Below are 18,185 nucleotides of genomic sequence, written 5' to 3'. Positions count from 1 at the left end.
GCATCCGCCGCCCCGGCAGCCAACCTCCACGAACCTCAGCCCGCGAAGGAGCCCATCATCACCCCGGCTACCCCGCCCCCGCTGCCCGAACTCGGCACGCTGGCCGCTTTCGGCACCCTGCCCGGACTCGTCCGCCAGCTCTCCGGGCTGGGCGGCTGCACGAACCCGATCCGGCTCGACGGCCACCGCACGGAACACGCCCTCGACACCACCACGGGCGAGATCGGCGCCGTCCTGCACCGGATGATCTCCGACCGGCTGCCCGCCGGTCACCTCCTCGTCCGCTGCAACAACCGCCGCACCACCCGCTGCCCGGCCTGCGCCGAGACCTACCGCCGCGACACCTTCCACCTGATCACTGCTGGGCTCCGTGGCGGCAAGGGCACCCCGGAGGACGTCGCCCAGCACCCCCGCGTCTTCGCCACCTTCACCGCACCCGGCTTCGGCCCCGTCCACAACCGCCCCGACTCGGGGTGCTGCCGCTGCGGGGTCACCCACCCCGCCGACGCCCCCGAACTCGGAACGCCCCTCGACCCGGACGCGTACGACTACGAAGCCGCTGTCCTCTGGAACGCGCACGCCGGGGCCCTGTGGCGGCGCTTCTCCATCTACCTGCGCCGCGAGATCGCCAAGCGCGCCGGACTCGGCCAACGCGCCTTCCGCCAGCACGCCCGCGTCTCCTTCGCCAAGGTCGCCGAGTACCAGCGGCGCGGCGCCGTCCACTTCCACGCCGTCATCCGCCTCGACGGCCCGGAAGGCGGGACCACCCCGCCGCCCGTTTGGGCCACCGCCGAGCTGCTCACCGACGCCATCCGCGCCGCCGCCTCCACCGCCCGCGTCACCGGGCCCGTGATCGACGGGCGCGCTCACACCTTCGCCTTCGGCCGCCAGCTCGACGTCCGCACCATCCGCAGCAACGACTTCCACGGCGTCGACCTCACCGACCGGGCGGTGGCCGCGTACATCGCCAAGTACGCCACCAAAGGTGCCGAGACAGCGACCGGCACCCTCGACCGCCCGATCCGCTTCCTCGCCGAACTCGCGCACCTCCAGCTCTCCGACCACGCCCGCCGCATGATCCGCGCCGCCTGGGCCCTCGGCGCCCGCAAGGACCTGGAACACCTCCGGCTGCGCGCCTGGGCCCACATGCTCGGCTTCCGCGGCCACTTCTCCACCAAGACCCGCCGCTACTCCACCACCCTCGGCGCCCTCCGCGACGCCCGCGCCGAATACCGCCGCGCCCAGACCGGCCCTCACCCCGAAGAGACCACGTACGTCCTCGCCCACTGGACCTTCGCCGGCACCGGCCTCACCCGCGCCGAAAGCTGGCTCGCCGCATCCCTCGAACCCGCCCCGGGAACGGAAGGAGAACCCACCCATGGCTGAGCGACGGCGCAGCACTGCGGAGACGACTGAGCAGCCGCGGGCCCTTCCCACCCGGTATCTCACGCCTGAGGACCTGGTGGAGATGTTCGAGCTGCCCAGCGTTGAGACGGTCTACCAGTGGCGCCGCAAGCGGACCGGGCCCCTGGGTTTCCGCGTCGGCCGACACCTGCGGTTCGATCCCGCGGATGTGCGGGCCTGGGTCGATCGTCGGCGTGAAGGGGTGGCTGCCTGATGGCCGGGCACATCCAGGACCGCTGGTACAAGACCAAGGTCGGGGCGGACGGCAAGAGTCGCAAGGTGAAGTCCGAGCGCTACGGCTCGGGGCTGCGCTACCGGGCCCGCTACGTCGGGCCGGACGGGACGGAGAAGAGCAAGAGCTTCCCCGACCGGCAGCGGCGTCTCGCTGAGGCGTGGCTCGTGCAGACCAAGGCGGACATGGAGCGGGGCCAGTACATCGACCCCAAGGCAAGCCGGGTCACGTTCCGGCAGTACGCGGAGCGCTGGCTCAAGAACCACGGGGCCAACCCGAACACGGGCTTCTCCATGGAGAGCCAGCTCCGGTTGCACGCCTTCCCGTACATCGGGTCTCGGCCGCTCGGGTCGTTCCAGCCCGTGCACATCCGGGACTGGGTGGGTGAGCTGGCGGCGGCCGACGTGACGGGCTCCTACGCGCGGGTGATCTACTCCAACGTTCGGAGCGTGCTCAGCGCGGCCGTGGATGACGGGCATCTGCCGAAGAACCCGTGTGCGGCGCGGTCGGTCAAGGCGCCGGTGGTGGAGGTGAAGCGCGTCACGCCGTGGACGGCTGAGCGGGTCTTCGCCGTGCGGGCCGCGCTACCGGAGCGGTATCAGGCGACCGTGGACCTGGGAGCGGGATGCGGCTTGCGACAGGGCGAAATCCTGGGCATCGCGGTGGATGCGATCGACTTCGACGCGGATACGGTGCACGTGGTGCAGCAGCTGAAGCTCAGCCGCAGCAAGGCGGTCTTCGCTCCGCCGAAGGGCGGCAAGCTGCGGGACGTCCCTCTGCCTGGTCCCGTGGCGGACGCCTTACGCGCGCACATGGAACGGTTCCCGCCGGTGGACATCACGCTGCCGTGGAAGGTGGCGGGTGGGCCGCTGGTGACCAGGAAGCTCATCTTCACGGGGCCCAAGGGTGGGCACGTCTGGCGCAGTTCGTTCAACCCGGACACGTGGAAGCGGGCGCTCGCTGCGGCTGGCGTCATCCCGGCCCGGGAGAAGGGGGCGGAGTACGCCTCCGCGCGGGAGCACGGGATGCACGCGCTGCGACACTTCTACGCGTCCGTGCTCCTGGACGCGGGCGAGAGCGTCAAGGCGCTGGCCGAGTACCTGGGCCACTCCGATCCAGGGCTGACGCTGAGGGTGTACGCGCACCTGATGCCAAGCAGCCAGGAGCGAACCCGAAAGGCTGTGGCCTCGGTGTATCGCCCGCCACGGGCTCATTCTCCTGCGCGCTAGACCCCAAGGCGCCTCAAGCCTCTGAATAACTGGCTATTATTTGGAGTAGAGTTCTGTGTGTAAGTAGCGCAGTGTTCGGCGCATTGTATGTGCCGGTACACAGAGGGCCCGGCTCCGGTTGCCCCCGGAACCAGGCCCTAGCTGCGTCACCGAGCCCGGTCGCCTCTCCGCAGACCGGGCTCGCCGCATGTACGGCCACCGGTCCCGGTCCCTCCCGGACTCGTGCGTCGTTCACTCACCTGGCGAACTGCGCGACGCTAGTAGCGACAGCCACCAAAAGACTTGCTCCTGCGAGCCAGACCTGCCACGTTTCGGCGCCGGTCCACGGCTTGCGGGACTTGTCCTTCGGCAGACTCATCCCTACCACCTCCCTTCTCTCTCGACCGGCCGCCGCTCGACGAGCCGGTGCCTGCCAACTTGCCTCGTTGGAAGGCAAGTTCAGGGGAGAGAGGGTGAAGCAGGAAAAGCATACTGGTAGATCTGGCGCGCTTGGGGCACTTGCTTGTGGCCGCGCCAGACGCAATCACTAGATGTGGTGTCTAGCTCTGGCGTACTACAACTGGGTGCCGGTGGTGCTGACCACGCACATCGCTGATCGCCCCCGAACGACCTCACCACTACATCTAGTGTCGAGAATTTTTTGCGCTCACAGCGCCACCTGCGACGGTGCCCGTGCGAGCACGTCACGGCCCACGGCCCATAGACGGCCCAGAACGCAGTCATGCCCCCTTCCCGCGGGAGAACCCGCAGGCAGGGGGCATGGTGGCGTCGGAAGACTACTTCTTGCCCTGGTTCTTGACCGCCTCGATCGCCGCAGCGGCAGCGTCCGGGTCGAGGTAGCGGCCGCCCGGGGTCACCGGGTGGAAGTCGGCGTCGAGGTCGTAGGACAGGGGGATGCCCGTGGGGATGTTGAGGGAGGCGATGTCCGCGTCGGAGATGCCGTCGAGGTGCTTGACCAGGGCGCGCAGGGAGTTGCCGTGGGCGGCGACGAGGACGGTGCGGCCGGTCAGGAGGTCGGGGACGATCGCGTCGTACCAGTAGGGGAGCATCCGGTGGACGACGTCCTTGAGGCACTCCGTGCGGGGGCGCAGCTCCGGGGGGATGGTGGCGTAGCGCGGGTCGTCGCTCTGGGAGAACTCGGTGCCGTCCTCGAGGGGCGGCGGCGGGGTGTCGTAGGAGCGGCGCCACAGCATGAACTGCTCCTCGCCGAATTCCGCGAGGGTCTGGGCCTTGTCCTTGCCCTGGAGGGCGCCGTAGTGGCGTTCGTTGAGGCGCCAGCTGCGCCGGACCGGGATCCAGTGGCGGTCGGCGGCTTCGAGGGCGAGCTGGGCGGTGCGGATGGCGCGCTTCTGGAGCGAGGTGTGCACCACGTCGGGCAGCAGGCCGGCGTCCTTGAGCAGCTCGCCGCCGCGGACGGCCTCCTTCTCGCCCTTGTCGTTGAGGTTGACGTCCACCCAGCCGGTGAACAGGTTCTTCGCGTTCCATTCGCTCTCGCCGTGGCGGAGGAGGATCAGCTTGTACGCAGCAGCAGCCATGGCATCGAGTCTAAGAGAAATCCCGTCGCCCCTCGCGACCGGGCTCTGTAAGATCCGCAATGCGATTGCGCCTCTTACAAGAGACCTGGGAGAGACCCGTGGCGGCCATCAGCCGAGCGGTACGAGAAACGGCGGGCGGCCTGCCGGGGCAGTTCTGGTGGTTGTGGACGAGCACGCTGGTCAACCGGCTCGGCGGCTTCGTCGTGACCTTCCTCGCGCTCTACCTCACCGTGGACCGCGGCTACTCCGCCGCGTACGCCGGTCTGGTCGCCGCGCTCTTCGGGCTCGGCGGCGCGGTGGGGGCGGTGGTCGGCGGGGTGCTGGCCGACCGGCTCGGGCGGCGCGTGACGCTGCTGGCCGCGCAGCTCGCGACCGCCGTGACGACCGCGGTGCTGGGCTTCGTGGACGGGGCCGTCGCCATCGCCGCCGTCGCCCTGCTCGTGGGCCTGACCGGCAACGCCTCCCGGCCCGCGCTGTCCGCGATGATCTCCGACCTGGTCCCGGCGGCCGACCGGGTGCGGGCGTACTCCCTCAACTACTGGGCGATCAACATCGGCTTCGGCGTCTCGGCGGCCGCGGCCGGCTTCATCGCCGCCGAGGGCTACCTGTGGCTCTTCCTCGGCGACGCGCTCACCACCGTGCTGTGCGCGGTCGTGGTCTACGCGAAGGTGTCGGAGACCAGGCCGGAGGCGGCGAAGGGCACGGCGCAGGAAGCCGAGGGCGGCCGTACGACGCTGCTGGACGTGCTGCGCGACCGGCGCTTCATGATCCTCACCGGGCTGATCTTCGTCTTCGCCGCGGTGATGCAGCAGGCCAACTCCACGCTCGCCGTCGACATGGGGCAGCACGGGCTCAGCTCGCAGCAGTTCGGGCTCGTCGCGAGCATCAACGGCGTGGTCATCGTGGTGCTCCAGATCCCGGTCACCCGCGCGCTGCGCACCCGCAGCAACGCGATGCTGCTGGCCACGGGCTGCTTCGTGCTCTCCTGGGGCATCGGGCTCACCGTCTTCGCGACGACCGTCGCGCTCTACTCCCTGACCGTGGTGATCTGGACGCTCGGCGAGATCATCCACGCGCCCGCCTCCATGTCGGCGGTCGCCGACCTCGCCCCGCAGCACGCCCGCGGCCGCTACCAGGGCGTCTCCACGCTGGCCTGGGCCGCCGCCGCCTTCGTCGGACCGCTCGTCGGCGGCTTCACCCTCGAATACGCCGGGCGGGCGACGGTGTGGCTGGGCTGCGCGGTCGTCGGTACGGTCGCGTCGGTCGGCTACTGGGTGCTGCTCAAGCCGGGTACGGCGTCGGCGGTGGCCGGGACGGAGCGGGTGGTGGCGGCGGGCACGGACGACGTCGCCGCGGAGACCGCGGACGCGCCCGCGTAAGCCCCCCGTACGGCCCGCCTGCGCGGCCCGCCCCGTACGGCCCGCCGCCGTGCGGCGCTACGCGTCCTCGCCCGTCAGCCGGCTGAACGCCTCCAGGTTGCGGGTCGACTCGCCGCGCGAGACCCGCCACGCGTACTCCTTGCGGATCGCCGTCGCGAAGCCCAGTTCCAGCAGCGTGTTGAACGAGCCGTCCGCGTTCTCGACGACCGCGCCGAGCAGCCGGTCGATCTCGTCGGGTGTGACGGCGGCGAGCGGGAAACGGCCGGTGAGGTAGACGTCGCCGAGCTGGTCGACGGCGTACGCGACGCCGTACAGCTTGAGGTTGCGCTCCAGCAGCCAGCGGTGGAAGGCCTCGTGGTTCTCGTCCGGGCGGCGCACCACGAAGGCGTTGAGCGACAGGGTGTGCCGCCCCACGATGAGCTGGCAGGTGGTGGACAGCTTGCGGGTGCCGGGCAGCTGCGTGACGTACGTGCCGGGGCGCGGCGACTCCCACGGCAGCTCCGACTCGCGCAGCACCTGCTCGACCACCCGCCGCGCGGCCTGCGCGGCGGGCCCGTCGTCCGTACCCCTCGCGCCGTCGGCGGCGCCGGTCTGCTCAGGCTCAGCCATGGGGCGATCGTAGGCGACGGCGGTGCTCCCACTGCGCTGCCGCGTACACCTCGGCCGTGTCCTCTGCGGAGGCCTCCCAGCCGAAGGCGCGGGCGTGCCGGGCGGCCGCGGCGCCGAGGGTGTCGGCGAGCGGTGGGTGGTCGACGAAGCGGGCGAGTGCGCGCGCGTAGTCGTGCGGGTCGTGGCCCGGGACGAGGAAACCGGTACGCCCGTCGGCGACGGCGACCGGCAGGCCGCCCACCGCGGCGGCGACGACCGGCGTGCCGCACGCCTGCGCCTCGATCGCGACGAGGCCGAAGGACTCGCTGTGCGAGGGCATGACCAGCACGGTGGCCGCGCGGTACCAGTCGGCGAGCCGCTCCTGCGGCACGGGCGGCTGGAAGCGGACGACGTCGGAGACGCCGAGCCGGGCGGCGAGCTTGTGCAGCGCCTCCGGCTTGGCCAGGCCCGTGCCGCTGGGGCCGCCGACGATCGGTACGAGCAGCCGGTCGCGCAGCCCCGGGCGTTCGGCGAGCAGCACCGCGACCGCGCGGACCAGCACGTCGGGCGCCTTGAGGGGCTGGATGCGGCCGGCGAACAGGGGTATGAGCGCGTCCTGCGGCAGGCCGAGGCGGGCGCGGGCGGCGGCCCGGCCCCCGGGGTCGGGGCGGAAGCGGTCGAGGTTGACCCCGGGGTGGACGACGGCGACCTTGCCGGGAGGGGCGGCGTAGTGGCGTACCAGCTCGTCGGCCTCCTCGTCGGTGTTGGCGATGAGCCGGTCGGCGGCCGCGACGACCTGGGTCTCGCCGATGACCCGCGCCACGGGTTCGGGCGTGTCGTGCTCGGCGAGGGCGGCGTTCTTGACCTTGGCCATGGTGTGCATGGCGTGCACGAGCGGTACGCCCCAGCGCTCGGCGGCGAGCCAGCCGACGTGGCCGGACAGCCAGTAGTGGGAGTGGACGAGGTCGTAGTGGCCGGGGAGCTGCCCGGCCCACGCGCGCATCAGGCCGTGCGTGAAGGCGCACAGCTGCGCGGGCAGTTCCTCCTTGGCCAGGCCCTCGTAGGGACCCGCGTCGATGTGCCGCACCAGGACGCCGGGCGCGAGCTCGACGTGCGGGCGGCGGGCGCCGGTGGTGGAGCGGGTGAAGATCTCGACCTCGATGTCCCGCTCGGCCAGCCGTCTGGCCAGTTCGACGATGTACACGTTCATGCCGCCCGCGTCGCCCGTACCGGGCTGGTGCAGCGGCGAGGTGTGGACGCTCAGCATGGCGATCCTGCGAACCCGCCGGCCTCCCCTGCGGTGCGGGCGGTACGCCGCGGCGGCCGCACCGGCCGCGCTGCGCAGCCCGCCGAACCGGGACGTGTACTGGGTCGTCACCCTTCCATCCTTCCGGCAGCCGTACCCCCGCGTTCAACCGTGGCCAACACCGGAAGCCGGGATTCCATTTCCACCTTTGCCGAAGCGTGATGAAACCGCTTGACGGTGCGGCGCCTGCCCTCACCCCGAGCCGTCCGCGCCCGTCGGCCGGGCCCTGTGGACGCGCACCTACCCCACCGCGGGGCGGTTACGCTCGCAGTCATGGGCGGTACGGGACGGGCGCGGGCGGCGCGCGGTGCGGGTGCCGGTACGGGCGGGGGTGCCGGTACGGGCGGGGGTGCCGGTACGGGCGGGGGTGCCGGTACGGGCGGGGGTGCCGGTACGGGCGGGGGTGCCGGTGCCGCGGTCGGCGTCGTGACCCGCGGCACCACCAACCCCAACCGGCTGCGCCGCATGGACCGCTGGATCGCCGCCGCGCACGGCCCCCAACTGCGCCGCGCCGCCGACCCGCTCGCCGTCGACCTCGGCTACGGGGCCGCGCCCTGGACCGCCGTCGAACTGCTCGGGCGGCTGCGCCGGGTACGGCCGGACGCGGAGGTGGTCGGCGTCGAGATCGACCCGGCGCGGGTCGCCGCCGCGCTCCCGTACGCCCGCGAGGGGCTGGGCTTCGTACGCGGCGGTTTCGAGGTGCCGCTGCCGGACGGGCGGCGGCCGGTGCTCATCCGCGCGGCGAACGTGCTGCGGCAGTACGGGGAGGACGAGGTGCCCGCGGTGTGGGCCCGGCTCACGCGGCGGCTCGCGCCGGGCGGGCTGCTGGTCGAGGGGACGTGCGACGAGATCGGGCGGCGGCACGTATGGGTCGCGCTCGGGCCCGAGGGACCGCGGACGGTGACCTTCGCCACCCGGCTGGGCTCGCTGGAGCGGCCGTCCGACCTGGCCGAACGCCTGCCGAAGGCGTTGATCCACCGCAATGTGCCGGGCGAGGGCGTGCACGCGTTCCTGACCGGCTTCGACCGGGCGTGGGCCGCGGCGGCGCCGCTGTCGGCGCTGGGGGCACGGCAGCGCTGGATCGCGGCGGTACGGGCCCTGCGGGCGGACGGCTGGCCCGTGACGGACGGCCCGGCGCGCTGGCGGCAGGGCGAGGTCACGGTGGCGTGGGAGGCACTGGCCCCGCGCTGAGGCGGTCACGGTGGCGTGGCAGGCGCGGCCCCGCGCTGAGGCGACGCGCGCGCGGTGGCCGGGAGAGCACAGGGCCGTACGGCCGCGTACGACCGCGGGTGCGACGTGGCCCACAGGGGCGGGTGCGCATGGACGGGCGCGGGGAGGGGCAGAACTCGGACAGCGGCGCACGCGGGCGTACACAGGCGTGCACCCGGCGCGCGACTCCCCCGGGGTGGCGCACCACCCGTACAAATAGCCCTTGCGGGTTGATTTCGCCGCCAATTACGCGGGGCGCGCACATTCCCGTAATCCCCCGCCATTCACCCGGGAACGGTTCCGCGAGTGGGCCGGATACGGGGCATGGTTGCAGTGGAACCGCGTGACATACGTCATGTGCGGATCCCCACATCGATGGCGAAATCCCGCCCTGGCCACCGCATATGACGGTGACGGTTTACAACTGCCCCTCCCGTGACGTCCGCTCCAGCCACTAGGGTTCCTGGGGCCGGGGATGGCAAAGCAAGGCAAAGGAAAGACCGTCGATCGTTCAGGGGACCGGAAAGGAGTCGCTTGATGTCCGCTGCCAAGCGCGGCACCGAACGGCCCACGGCCACCGGACACGGGCCCGGACGACCCGCTCCCGTGCCGGCCGCCGCCGCTCCGGAAGCCGCCCCCGTGGCCCCCGAGCACACGACGCCCGCCGCCTCTGCCTCCCCCACGTCGGCCCCCGCGTCCGCCTCCGCCCCGGCGTCCGTCAGCCTGCCGAGGCAGCGCAAGGACACCGCCGAGGCCCCCGTCACCTTCAACCTGCTGGTCGTCGGTGACGACCCGGCGGGGGCCTTCACCGCCCCCTACTTCCAGGACGGCGGCGGCCCCCGTATCCGCGTCCTGCGCGCGGGCAACCTCACCGCCGCGGGACGGCTGCTGACCGACGACGTCCACTGCATCCTGCTGGACCTGCCCGACGTCCTGGAGGGCGTCCGGCACGTGCTGCGCGTCGCGCCCGGCACCGCCGTCCTCGTCCTCACCGACGACACCGACGACGGCACCGCCGCCGAGGCCGTACGCATCGGGGCCCAGGACCAGCTCCCGCGCGGCGACGTCGACGCCGCGGGCGTGACCCGCGCGGTCCGCTACGCGGTCGAGCGCAAACGCGCCGACCTCGCGCTGCGCAAGCTCACCGAGACCCGGCTGCGCGCCCAGGAGAACCGCCGCCTCGAACGCGGCCTGCTCCCCACCCCGCTGCTGCAGGGCGCCGGACTGCGCTTCGCCTCCCACTACCGGCCCGGCCGCAGCCGCGCGCTGCTCGGCGGGGACTTCTACGACACCGTCCGCACGAACGACGGCGTCGTGCACGCCATGATCGGCGACGTCTGCGGCCACGGCCCCGACGCGGCCGCCCTCGGTGTCGAACTGCGGATCGCCTGGCGCGCGCTCACCTTCGCCGGACTCGGCGGCGAGACGCTGCTGCGCACGCTCCAGCAGGTGCTGGTGCACGAACGGTCCGACGACGAGATCTTCGCGACCCTGTGCACGCTCGACATCGCCGCCGACGGCCGCACCGCCGACCTCTACCTCGCCGGCCACCCCGCCCCGCTGCTGTCCTGCACCGGGGGCGCCCCGCGGCTGCTCCCGTACGAGGACGGCGGCCCGGCGCTCGGCCTGCTTCCCGACGAGCTGGCCGACTGGCAGCGGGTGTCCGTCGCGCTCGACGGCGAGTGGCGGCTCATGCTCTACACGGACGGCCTCATCGAGGGCCGCGTCGGGAACGGCACCCAGCGCCTGGAGCAGGACGGCATGCTGCGGCTCGTCTCCCGGCTGCTCGCGGCGGGCCTGCACGGCGACGCGCTGCTGGACGCGGCCGTGACGGAGGTACGCGAACTCAACGGCGGCGAGCTGACGGACGACGTGGCCGTGGTGCTGCTGGAGCGTTGTGTGACGCACTGACGGGCGGGGGCGGCGGACCCGGCGTGGTCGCGGTCCCGCCCGGCCGGATCCCGGTCCAGCAGCTCACAGGTTCAGCGGTTCAAAGGCTCAACTGCTCAACTGCTCAACGGCTCAGCGGCGGCCGTTGTACGGGCCGTAGGGCCCGTCGCTGCTGCTGCCGCGGCTGCTGCTTCCGCCGCGGCGCGGCATCCCCCGCCTGCGGCCCTGGCCGCGACCGCTGACCTGGCGCAGGGCGGGCCGGACGTCGACCATGTACACGATCACCGCGATAAGGCCGATGATCGGCAGGAACGAGATGATCGAGAAGAACTTCATCACCAGGCCGGCCAGGCCCAGGATGATGAGCCAGAAGCCCTTGTTGTTCTTGCTCGCGGCGCGGTAGGCGTCCTCGCGGTAGGTCGCGGCGTCGACGAACGCGAACACGGCGAAGATCAGGAGCGCCCACGAGATCAGGGCGACCACCCCGAAGAATCCTGTGATCAGCACGCCGTCCACCCATCCCTTGTCCGTCGGTCGCCGTCGGCCACTCCACGGTACCGGCCGTACGCGTACAACGGGCCGGGCGCGCGATGCGTGCCCGGCCCGATCACGTCAGTCCTTGCTCTGCGCCTTCTTGGCCGCCGGGGCCTTCTTCGCCGCGGGCTTGCGGGCGGCGGGCGCGGCCGGGGCGGAAGTGGCCGCAGCGGGAGTGGCCTTCTTCGGCGTGGCGTCGGCGATCTGCCGCACGTCCGCGCCGTCGCCGTCCTTCTCCCCGTCCTCGCCGCGCCACTGGGCGACGGCACCCTTGCCGCGCTCGGCCAGCTCGTCGTACGTCTCGCGCGCCCTGACCGCGTAGCCGGTCGCGCGGCCGACGCCCTGGAGGGCCAGGTCCTGCACGGACTCGCCGAGCTTCTTGAAGTCCGGCATCTCGCGGAAGGACTTCAGGTCCAGGTCGCGGTAGGTCTCCGACAGCCGGGTCTGCGCGTCCTTGGCACCCGCGGCGACCCGCTCCTGCACGGTCTTCGGGTCGGTGCCGCGGATCTTCTCGATGTGCCCGGGTGCCTGCTCCCGCAGCCGCTCGAAGAGCGCCGGCACCTCGCGCAGCTTCTCTGCGGCCAGGTCCGCGGTCCCGGCGACCGCGTACAGCGGGGTCGGGTTGCGCAGGCTCTTCACGATGTCGTCGGTGATGGTCATTTCCCGTCTTCCTCCCGTACGGCGGCGGACGGCCCGGGGCCACCCGCCACTCCTCGCTCTTCCACGCCTTCGTCCGGCCCGTCCGGTCCGTCCGGTCCGTCCAGCCCTTCCGCCGGTGCCGCCGCCTTCGGCTCCCCCGCGGCGGCGTTCTCCTTCCGGAAGGACTCGTAGATCTGGATCAGCACCTGCTTCTGCCGCTCGTTGATCGCCGGATCCGTCAGGATCGCCGCCGGCACCTCCAGCTCGTCCCGCTCCCGCGCGTCGAGCATCCCGGCCTGCACGTACAGCGTCTCCGCGGAGATCCGCAGCGCCTTCGCGAGCTGCTGCAGGATCTCCGCACTAGGCTTCCGCAGCCCGCGCTCGATCTGGCTCAGATACGGATTCGACACACCGGCCGCCTCCGCCAGTTGCCGCAGGCTCAGCTGCGCGCTGCGCCGCTGCTCCCGCAGATACTCGCCGACGTTGCCGACTCTCAGTGACGCCATACGTACGAGAGTGCACCCTCGCGCTAACTTTTGCAAGCACCCGCTAGCGCGGAGCTAACCCGTCGTCCCGACGGCATCCTGCTCGGTCCTGGTCATCGCGGCGAGGCCGAGGGCGGCGACGAGCGCCGCGGCGGCGGGTATGAGGAAGACGTGCGGAAGGCCCATGGACGCGGCGCCGAGTCCTCCGGCGGCACCGCCCAGCGCGGAGGCCAGGGCGGTGGAGCTGATGAACACGGCCGAGGCCGTCGCGACGGCTGTCGGGAGGAGCCGCTGCGCGACGATTATGCCGAGGGCCGCGAACACGCCCCACACCGCTCCCATGAGGATCTGCCCGGCGAACAGTCCGGCGGCGGTTCCGGTGGCGGCGAAGCAGATGTTCGCCGCGATTCCGCAGCAGGCGCCGATCGTCATGAGGCGCGTCATGCCGATCCGGCGGGCGACGAGGACGGCCAGCGGCATCAGGACGATCTCGACCAGCGGCTGGACGGCGATGACCGCCCCGCTGAGCCCGGCGGGAAGGTCCAGGCGGTCGGTCATGTAGATCGGCAGATAGGCGTATTTGACGGGCTCGCCCAGATACACCAGGACGTACAGTCCGGTGAACGTGAGCAGGGGCAGCATCGCCCGCGCGGTGGGGGCGCCCGGCCGCTGGCCAGGTGTCTGCGAGGAGCCGCCGGGGCCGGGCGCGAGGCGCAGGGTTCCCAGCGGGACGATCTGCGCGAGCGTGCAGAAGGCCGTGACGACCAGCATGGTGCGCAGCGACGTCTGCGCGGCGAGGAAGGAGCCGGAGACGGGGCCGACGACCCAGCCGCCGGTCAGGGCCATCCGCACGACGGAGACCACGCCGTCGCTGTTGGGGTGGGCCTCCGCCGTGAGCTGGTCGTGTATCGCGGCGAACAGCTGGGAGGTCGCGGCGCCGCCGAACGCCCCGACGACGGCGCTGATGACGTACGGCATCCACAGGTGTGTCGAGCAGGCGATGCCGATCCAGCCGGCGAAGCCCAGCACGGCGCACCACCGAAACAGGCCCAGCCGGCGCCCGGTGCGGTCGGACCTGCGTCCCACGAGGTAGCCGGCCACGGGTGCGGTCAGGTTGGTGAGGTAGAACAGGCCGGCCGCGCGCAGGGAGGCGCCGAGGTCGTCCACCAGGAACGACGCGATCTGCGGTGCGGCCGCCGAGAACCCGACGGCGCCGAGGAACACCGCGAGGGTGGCGCCGCGGTACAGCGGCGAGGTGAGCGTCACGCGTACGGCGGACGGGGGCGCCGTAGCCTCGCCGAGCGCCGGGTCCGTGCCCTCGGCGTGATCGGGCAGGGTCATCGACGGCGCCTTCCGGGGACGGGTTCCGCGGTGGTGGCGCGCGTGACGAGTCCGACCGGGAAGCGCTGACGGTGACCGGTGGCGGGGGCGCCCTGGAGGAGCAGACGGGTGGCCGCCGCGGCCATGTCCTCGACCGGCAGGCGCATCGTGGTCAGCGGCGGGTTGGAGCAGACCGCGGCGATGCTGTCGTCGAAGCCGATGATGCTCACGTCGTCGGGGATCCGGCGGCCGGTGGCCGTGACGGCCTGTACGGCACCGGCGGCCATCAGGTCGCAGGCGACGAACATCGCGTCGATGCCGGGGTCGTCCCGCAGGAGCTGCCCGGCCGCCTGGTGGCCGCCGTCACGGTGGAAGTCGCCGCAGGCACCCGCTTCGGGGAGTCCGAGGTCCTGGACAGCGCGTCGGTAGCCGGTACGCCGGTCGATGGCGCAGGGGTTGAAGGCGGGACCGTGGATGGCCGCGATACGCCGCCGGCCGAGCCGGTGAAGCTCCCGGACCGCCGCGTAGGCCCCGCCGATGTTGTCGGCCTGCATCGCGGGGACCGACGGTGAGGTCGGCACCATCGACACCGCCCGGCGGCACCGGCGGTGGAAGCGGTCGGCGAGCTCGGGGGTGATGTCGGCGAGGACGGCTCCCACCGTGGCGTTGGCGGCGAGCTCGTCGATGGCGTCAGCGGCCGTCCCGAGGCCGACCGCGTGCAGCCTGAGCTGCGCGCGGGCCTCCTCCACGACCGGCATCATCCCGGCCAGGACACGGCTGAAGTACGGATGGGCTCCGAGCGGTCCGCTGCCGGGCCCGTACGTCACCGCGACGACGTCCACGACGCGCAGCCGGCCGGAGGCCAGCGCCCTGGCCGCCTCGTTCGGCCGGTAGCCCAGCTCGGCCACCGCCGCCCGGACACGTGCGCGCAGCGGGCCCGACGCCCCCGGGGCGTTGTTGATCACGCGGGAAGCCGTCGCGCGCGACACCCCTGCTCTGCGCGCGACGTCCTCGATCGTGGGCGTGGCTCTGCTCATCGCGCCTGCACTCTCCACGGTGGTCACCCGCCGCCGCGTGCAGGGAGCTTAGACCCGAGAGCGCTCTCATGTTCCTGACGTCCGGCACCGGCCTCACCGCGGGCCGGCCCGGCCGGAGCGCGCACGGGAAAGCGGCAGCAGCCGCTCAGGGTGAAGGGGACGGGGCGGCGGGGGTGGTCGGGCGGTGGGGTGTCGGCTAGGCTTGCAAGTAAGCACTTACTTGCAGAGGGGGCGCGATGGACACCCGATCGCGGGTTGTGGCCGAGGCCATGCGGCTCTTCGGGGCGCAGGGGTACGCGAGGACGACGGTCGCGGAGATCGAGAAGGCCGCGGGGCTGTCGCCCGGATCCGGCTCGCTCTACCGGCACTTCCGGTCGAAGGAGGAGCTGCTGGCCGAGGGGGTGCGCGCGAAGGTCGCGGAGAATGCCGGGCTGCTGGCGATGATCGGTGACCCGCAGGCGATGGCGGCGCTGCCGCTGCGGGAGCGGCTCGCGGGGCTGGCGCGGGCCGGGCTGCGGCGGCTGGAGCAGGAGCGGGACCTCAACCGGATGATCGTGCGGGACCTGGCCGCCTTCCCCGCGCTGCTGGACGAGGTCCGCGAGGGCGAGATGCGCCGCATCCACGCGGCGGTCGCACAGTGGCTGCGCATGCAGGCCGGGCCCGGGGACGCCGAGGGCGCCGGGACGCGGGACTGGGACGCGCTCGCCGTCGTCCTCGTCGGGTCCGTCTCGCACTTCTGGCTGCTGCGGGACGTCTTCGGCGCGCACCCCAGCGGCCTGGACGAGGACCGCTGGGTCGCGGCCTTCGTCGATCTCGCCGAGCAGTTGATCGTCAACACACCTGACGGAGGGTCACGATGAACACCGCACTGTGGATCACGCAGGGTCTGCTCGCCGCCGTCTTCCTGGCCTCGGGAACCATGAAGTCGACACAGTCGAAGGAGCGGATGATCGCGACGGGCCAGACGGGCGTCGCCCCCTTCCCGCTCCCCGCGATCCGGGTGGTCGCGCTCCTCGAACTGCTGGCCGGCATCGGGCTGGTCGCCCCGCGGCTGACCGGCGTCGCCCCGGTCCTGACCCCGCTCGCCGCGGTCGGCCTGGTCGCGGTCATGGTCGGGGCCGGGGCCGCGCACTGGAGCCTGCGCGAATACTCACGGGTCTTCGGCATCAACCTGGTCATCCTGCTCGCCTGCGTCTTCGTGGCGGCGGGCCGCTTCTGAGCAACGACAGGCCCTAGGCTCGGAGCATGGGTGTGGAGACCGAAGTGGTACGCGAGGCGGGCCCGGACGTCGTCGGGGCGCTCGCGCGGCTGCTGCCGCAGCTGTCGAGCAGCGCGGTGGTACTGGACGCGGACGGGGTCGCGCGGGTCGTGGGCAGCGAGGCCAACACCGTGCTGGTCGCGCGGCTCGGCGGGGAGATCGTCGGGACGCTGACGCTGGTGATGTTCCCGCTGCCGACGGGCCTGCGGGCGCGTATCGAGGACGTCGTCGTGGACGGCGCCGCGCGCGGCGCCGGAGTGGGCGCGGCCCTCACCGAACACGCCCTGCGCCTCGCGGAACAGGCCGGTGCCCGCACCGTCGACCTGACCTCCCGCCCCTCCCGCGAAGCCGCCAACCGCCTCTACGAACGGCTCGGCTTCCGCGCCCGGGACTCCCGCGTCCTGCGCTTCACCATCGGCCCGCGCTGACCCCGGGGCGGCAGCCGGGCGCGCTCAGCCCCGGACGATGCAGAAGGGGTGACCCGCAGGATCGGTGAGGACGCGGGCCTTGTCGCCGTGCGGCTGATGGGCGGGGAGGGCGGCGCCGAGAGTGCGGAGGCGGGCCTCGGCGGTGGGGAGGTCGGAGTCGACGGTGAAGCAGATGTGGAGCTGCTGCGGGGAGTCCTGGCCGGGCCACCGCGGGGCGCGGTAGTCGTCGACGCGCTGGAAGCCGAGCAGGAGTTCGCCGTCCGTGCCGCCTATCCCGGCGAACTCGGCGTCGGACTTCGGGTGCGGGGGCAGGCCGGTGGCCGCCTGGTAGAAGGCCATGAGGGCGAGCGGGTCGGGGCAGTCGAGCGTGATCGCGCTCATCCGCAGCTGCGGGGCCATGGGGCACCTCCGTACGACCGCGGGCCGGTCACCCGGCAGTCACCGGCAGCGTATCCCCGGGGTGTGACAGGCCCCCGGCCGCGCCCGGCGCATCTGGGACGTCGAGGTGTCCTGGACCGCGGACGCCGCGGGCCTCGCCACGGACGAGGTGATCGACCGGCACCTCGCCGATGATCACCGCGTGGGGGCGCCGCCCGTAAGCACCGCCGGGAGGTCCAGGGCCGCGAGCCGCGCCGGGTTCCGCACGGTCACCGTTCCGGTGATACGGCCCGCGTCCGACACCGCGAAGGCCACCAGGCCCAGCAGCTTGCCCTGCGGGCCCCACACCGCGACGCCCGGGTCGCCGTTGACCAGCACCGGGTGGGACACCGCCACCGCGCGGACCCCGCGCTGGGCGCGGACGGCCAGCTCGGCGGCCTCCACCCGGGCCGTGACGAGACCCTGGTCGGAGAGCGAGCGCCACTCCACCTCCGGGTCGAGCAGTTCCAGCAGCCCCGCGAAGTCCCCGGCCCGGGCGGCGGCCAGGAAGGCGTCCACCACCGCGCGCCGCCGGACCCGCCCCTCCGCCGTCCCGTGCGGGCCCTGCACCTTGCGCCGGGCGCGGCTCGCCAGCATCTTCGCCGCGTCCGTCGAACGCCCCAGGATCTGCCCGACCTCGTCGAAGGGCACCGCGAACATGTCGTGCAGCACGAACGCGAGGCGCTCGGCGGGCCCGAGGGTGTCCAGCACCACGAGGAGGGCGACGCCCACGGACTCCGCGAGCACCGCGTCGGCCTCGGGCGCCGCCGCCGGGCCGTCGTCCACGACCTCGAACTCCGGTACGTGGGCGCCGTACGGCTCCTCGGGCCGGACCTTGCGGGCGCGCAGCATGTCCACGCACACGCGGCCGACCACGGTGGTCAGCCACGCGGCGAGGTTGCCGATGCCTTGCGGGTCGCTCTGGCGGGCGAGGCGGATCCATGCTTCCTGGACCGCGTCCTCGGCGTCCGGTCGTGAGCCGAGCATGCGGTGGGCCACGGCTGTGAGCTTGGCTCGCTCCTGTTCGAAGAGCCGCGCCAACGCGTCGCCCTCCGGGGCTGGTCCCGTCATGGCCTCACCTTCCGCCGAAGTGCGTTCACGTCTGCGACGTGGCAGGGGCGGAAAACGTAACAGGGCGCCCGTTTCAGGGGCGCGGGGAACTGCGCGGGGAACTGCGCGGGCCGCCCCCACCGGCCGGTGGTCCGGATCGGATCGAACTGCCCCTTCGGGCCGGTGACGGCCCGTGCCACCGTCGTGGCTGGCCGCGCAGTCCCCCGCGCCCCTGAAAACGCGTG

At 72.8% G+C, this 18,185-nt stretch carries 19 protein-coding genes; 9 read left to right on the top strand and 10 right to left on the bottom strand.

Annotated elements, in window-relative coordinates; all coding sequences use genetic code 11:
- The first annotated feature begins 81 nt into the window (after window positions 1–81).
- From ACH4PY_RS34100 to ACH4PY_RS34090, 3 genes are read left to right on the top strand one after another with little or no spacing between them, the layout of a single operon-like run.
- Window positions 82–1,386, top strand: coding sequence for a replication initiator (locus tag ACH4PY_RS34100; protein WP_398192147.1), 1,305 nt, complete (start codon window positions 82–84; stop codon window positions 1,384–1,386).
- On the top strand, window positions 1,379–1,618 hold the full coding sequence (locus ACH4PY_RS34095; protein ID WP_398192117.1) for a helix-turn-helix domain-containing protein: 240 nt from the start codon (window positions 1,379–1,381) through the stop codon (window positions 1,616–1,618). The genes ACH4PY_RS34100 and ACH4PY_RS34095 overlap by 8 nt, the downstream gene beginning before the upstream one ends.
- Window positions 1,618–2,865, top strand: a complete 1,248-nt coding sequence (locus ACH4PY_RS34090; protein WP_398192116.1) for a tyrosine-type recombinase/integrase — start codon at window positions 1,618–1,620, stop codon at window positions 2,863–2,865. Before ACH4PY_RS34095 ends, ACH4PY_RS34090 begins: the two co-directional genes overlap by 1 nt.
- A gap of 776 nt (window positions 2,866–3,641) precedes the next feature.
- Here ACH4PY_RS34090 and ACH4PY_RS34085 read toward each other — a convergent pair.
- Entirely contained in the window at window positions 3,642–4,400 is a 759-nt protein-coding gene (locus ACH4PY_RS34085) for a phosphoglyceromutase (RefSeq protein WP_398192114.1), read from the bottom strand.
- Window positions 4,401–4,459: 59 nt separating this feature from the next.
- On the opposite strand from ACH4PY_RS34085, the gene ACH4PY_RS34080 reads away from it, so the two are divergent.
- Complete coding sequence (locus ACH4PY_RS34080; RefSeq protein WP_398192112.1) at window positions 4,460–5,779, top strand: MDR family MFS transporter; 1,320 nt, start codon at window positions 4,460–4,462, stop codon at window positions 5,777–5,779.
- A 57-nt stretch (window positions 5,780–5,836) separates the two neighbouring features.
- Here the strand turns inward: ACH4PY_RS34080 and ACH4PY_RS34075 are convergent, their stop codons facing one another.
- The gene (locus ACH4PY_RS34075) at window positions 5,837–6,388 is read right to left on the bottom strand and encodes a YbjN domain-containing protein (RefSeq protein WP_398192110.1); all 552 of its coding nucleotides are present in this window, start codon (window positions 6,386–6,388) and stop codon (window positions 5,837–5,839) included.
- Window positions 6,381–7,745, bottom strand: coding sequence for a D-inositol-3-phosphate glycosyltransferase (gene mshA / locus ACH4PY_RS34070; RefSeq protein ID WP_398192107.1), 1,365 nt, complete (start codon window positions 7,743–7,745; stop codon window positions 6,381–6,383). The genes ACH4PY_RS34075 and mshA overlap by 8 nt, the downstream gene beginning before the upstream one ends.
- A gap of 201 nt (window positions 7,746–7,946) precedes the next feature.
- Here mshA and ACH4PY_RS34065 point away from each other — a divergent pair, with 201 nt between their 5' ends.
- Both ACH4PY_RS34065 and ACH4PY_RS34060 read left to right on the top strand, forming a co-directional pair.
- Window positions 7,947–8,864 (top strand): class I SAM-dependent methyltransferase, encoded by a 918-nt coding sequence (locus ACH4PY_RS34065; protein ID WP_398192105.1) that lies wholly within the window; start codon window positions 7,947–7,949, stop codon window positions 8,862–8,864.
- A 555-nt stretch (window positions 8,865–9,419) separates the two neighbouring features.
- The gene (locus ACH4PY_RS34060) at window positions 9,420–10,793 is read left to right on the top strand and encodes a PP2C family protein-serine/threonine phosphatase (RefSeq protein ID WP_398192102.1); all 1,374 of its coding nucleotides are present in this window, start codon (window positions 9,420–9,422) and stop codon (window positions 10,791–10,793) included.
- Between the two features lie 111 nt (window positions 10,794–10,904).
- Here the strand turns inward: ACH4PY_RS34060 and ACH4PY_RS34055 are convergent, their stop codons facing one another.
- The 5 genes from ACH4PY_RS34055 to ACH4PY_RS34035 all read right to left on the bottom strand — a co-directional run bounded on the left by ACH4PY_RS34055 (window position 10,905) and on the right by ACH4PY_RS34035 (window position 14,787).
- Entirely contained in the window at window positions 10,905–11,279 is a 375-nt protein-coding gene (locus ACH4PY_RS34055; RefSeq protein ID WP_398192100.1) for a DUF2516 family protein, read from the bottom strand.
- Window positions 11,280–11,384: 105 nt separating this feature from the next.
- Entirely contained in the window at window positions 11,385–11,966 is a 582-nt protein-coding gene (locus ACH4PY_RS34050) for a hypothetical protein (protein WP_398192098.1), read from the bottom strand.
- Complete coding sequence (locus ACH4PY_RS34045; protein ID WP_398192096.1) at window positions 11,963–12,451, bottom strand: helix-turn-helix domain-containing protein; 489 nt, start codon at window positions 12,449–12,451, stop codon at window positions 11,963–11,965. The genes ACH4PY_RS34050 and ACH4PY_RS34045 overlap by 4 nt, the downstream gene beginning before the upstream one ends.
- 54 nt (window positions 12,452–12,505) lie before the next feature.
- Window positions 12,506–13,771 carry an MFS transporter gene (locus ACH4PY_RS34040; RefSeq protein WP_398192094.1) on the bottom strand — a complete coding sequence of 422 codons (1,266 nt, stop codon included), beginning with the start codon at window positions 13,769–13,771 and terminating at the stop codon, window positions 12,506–12,508.
- A complete protein-coding gene (locus ACH4PY_RS34035; protein ID WP_398192092.1) occupies window positions 13,768–14,787 on the bottom strand; it encodes a LacI family DNA-binding transcriptional regulator in 1,020 nt (339 codons plus the stop codon). Before ACH4PY_RS34035 ends, ACH4PY_RS34040 begins: the two co-directional genes overlap by 4 nt.
- Window positions 14,788–15,023: 236 nt before the next feature.
- Here ACH4PY_RS34035 and ACH4PY_RS34030 point away from each other — a divergent pair, with 236 nt between their 5' ends.
- From ACH4PY_RS34030 to ACH4PY_RS34020, 3 genes are read left to right on the top strand one after another with little or no spacing between them, the layout of a single operon-like run.
- Window positions 15,024–15,647 carry a TetR/AcrR family transcriptional regulator gene (locus ACH4PY_RS34030; protein ID WP_398192091.1) on the top strand — a complete coding sequence of 208 codons (624 nt, stop codon included), beginning with the start codon at window positions 15,024–15,026 and terminating at the stop codon, window positions 15,645–15,647.
- Entirely contained in the window at window positions 15,644–16,006 is a 363-nt protein-coding gene (locus tag ACH4PY_RS34025) for a DoxX family protein (protein ID WP_398192089.1), read from the top strand. Before ACH4PY_RS34030 ends, ACH4PY_RS34025 begins: the two co-directional genes overlap by 4 nt.
- A gap of 26 nt (window positions 16,007–16,032) precedes the next feature.
- Window positions 16,033–16,473, top strand: coding sequence for a GNAT family N-acetyltransferase (locus ACH4PY_RS34020; protein WP_398192087.1), 441 nt, complete (start codon window positions 16,033–16,035; stop codon window positions 16,471–16,473).
- Between the two features lie 24 nt (window positions 16,474–16,497).
- Here the strand turns inward: ACH4PY_RS34020 and ACH4PY_RS34015 are convergent, their stop codons facing one another.
- A complete protein-coding gene (locus ACH4PY_RS34015; RefSeq protein WP_398192086.1) occupies window positions 16,498–16,872 on the bottom strand; it encodes a VOC family protein in 375 nt (124 codons plus the stop codon).
- A gap of 174 nt (window positions 16,873–17,046) precedes the next feature.
- Window positions 17,047–17,961 (bottom strand): sigma-70 family RNA polymerase sigma factor, encoded by a 915-nt coding sequence (locus tag ACH4PY_RS34010; protein ID WP_398192084.1) that lies wholly within the window; start codon window positions 17,959–17,961, stop codon window positions 17,047–17,049.
- Between the last annotated feature and the right edge of the window lie 224 nt (window positions 17,962–18,185).

Origin of the sequence: Streptomyces sp. NPDC021224, from assembly GCF_044332905.1 — a bacterium.
In the GTDB taxonomy this organism is placed as follows: Bacteria; Actinomycetota; Actinomycetes; order Streptomycetales; family Streptomycetaceae; genus Actinacidiphila.
This window is presented reverse-complemented; position numbering and strand designations above follow the sequence as displayed.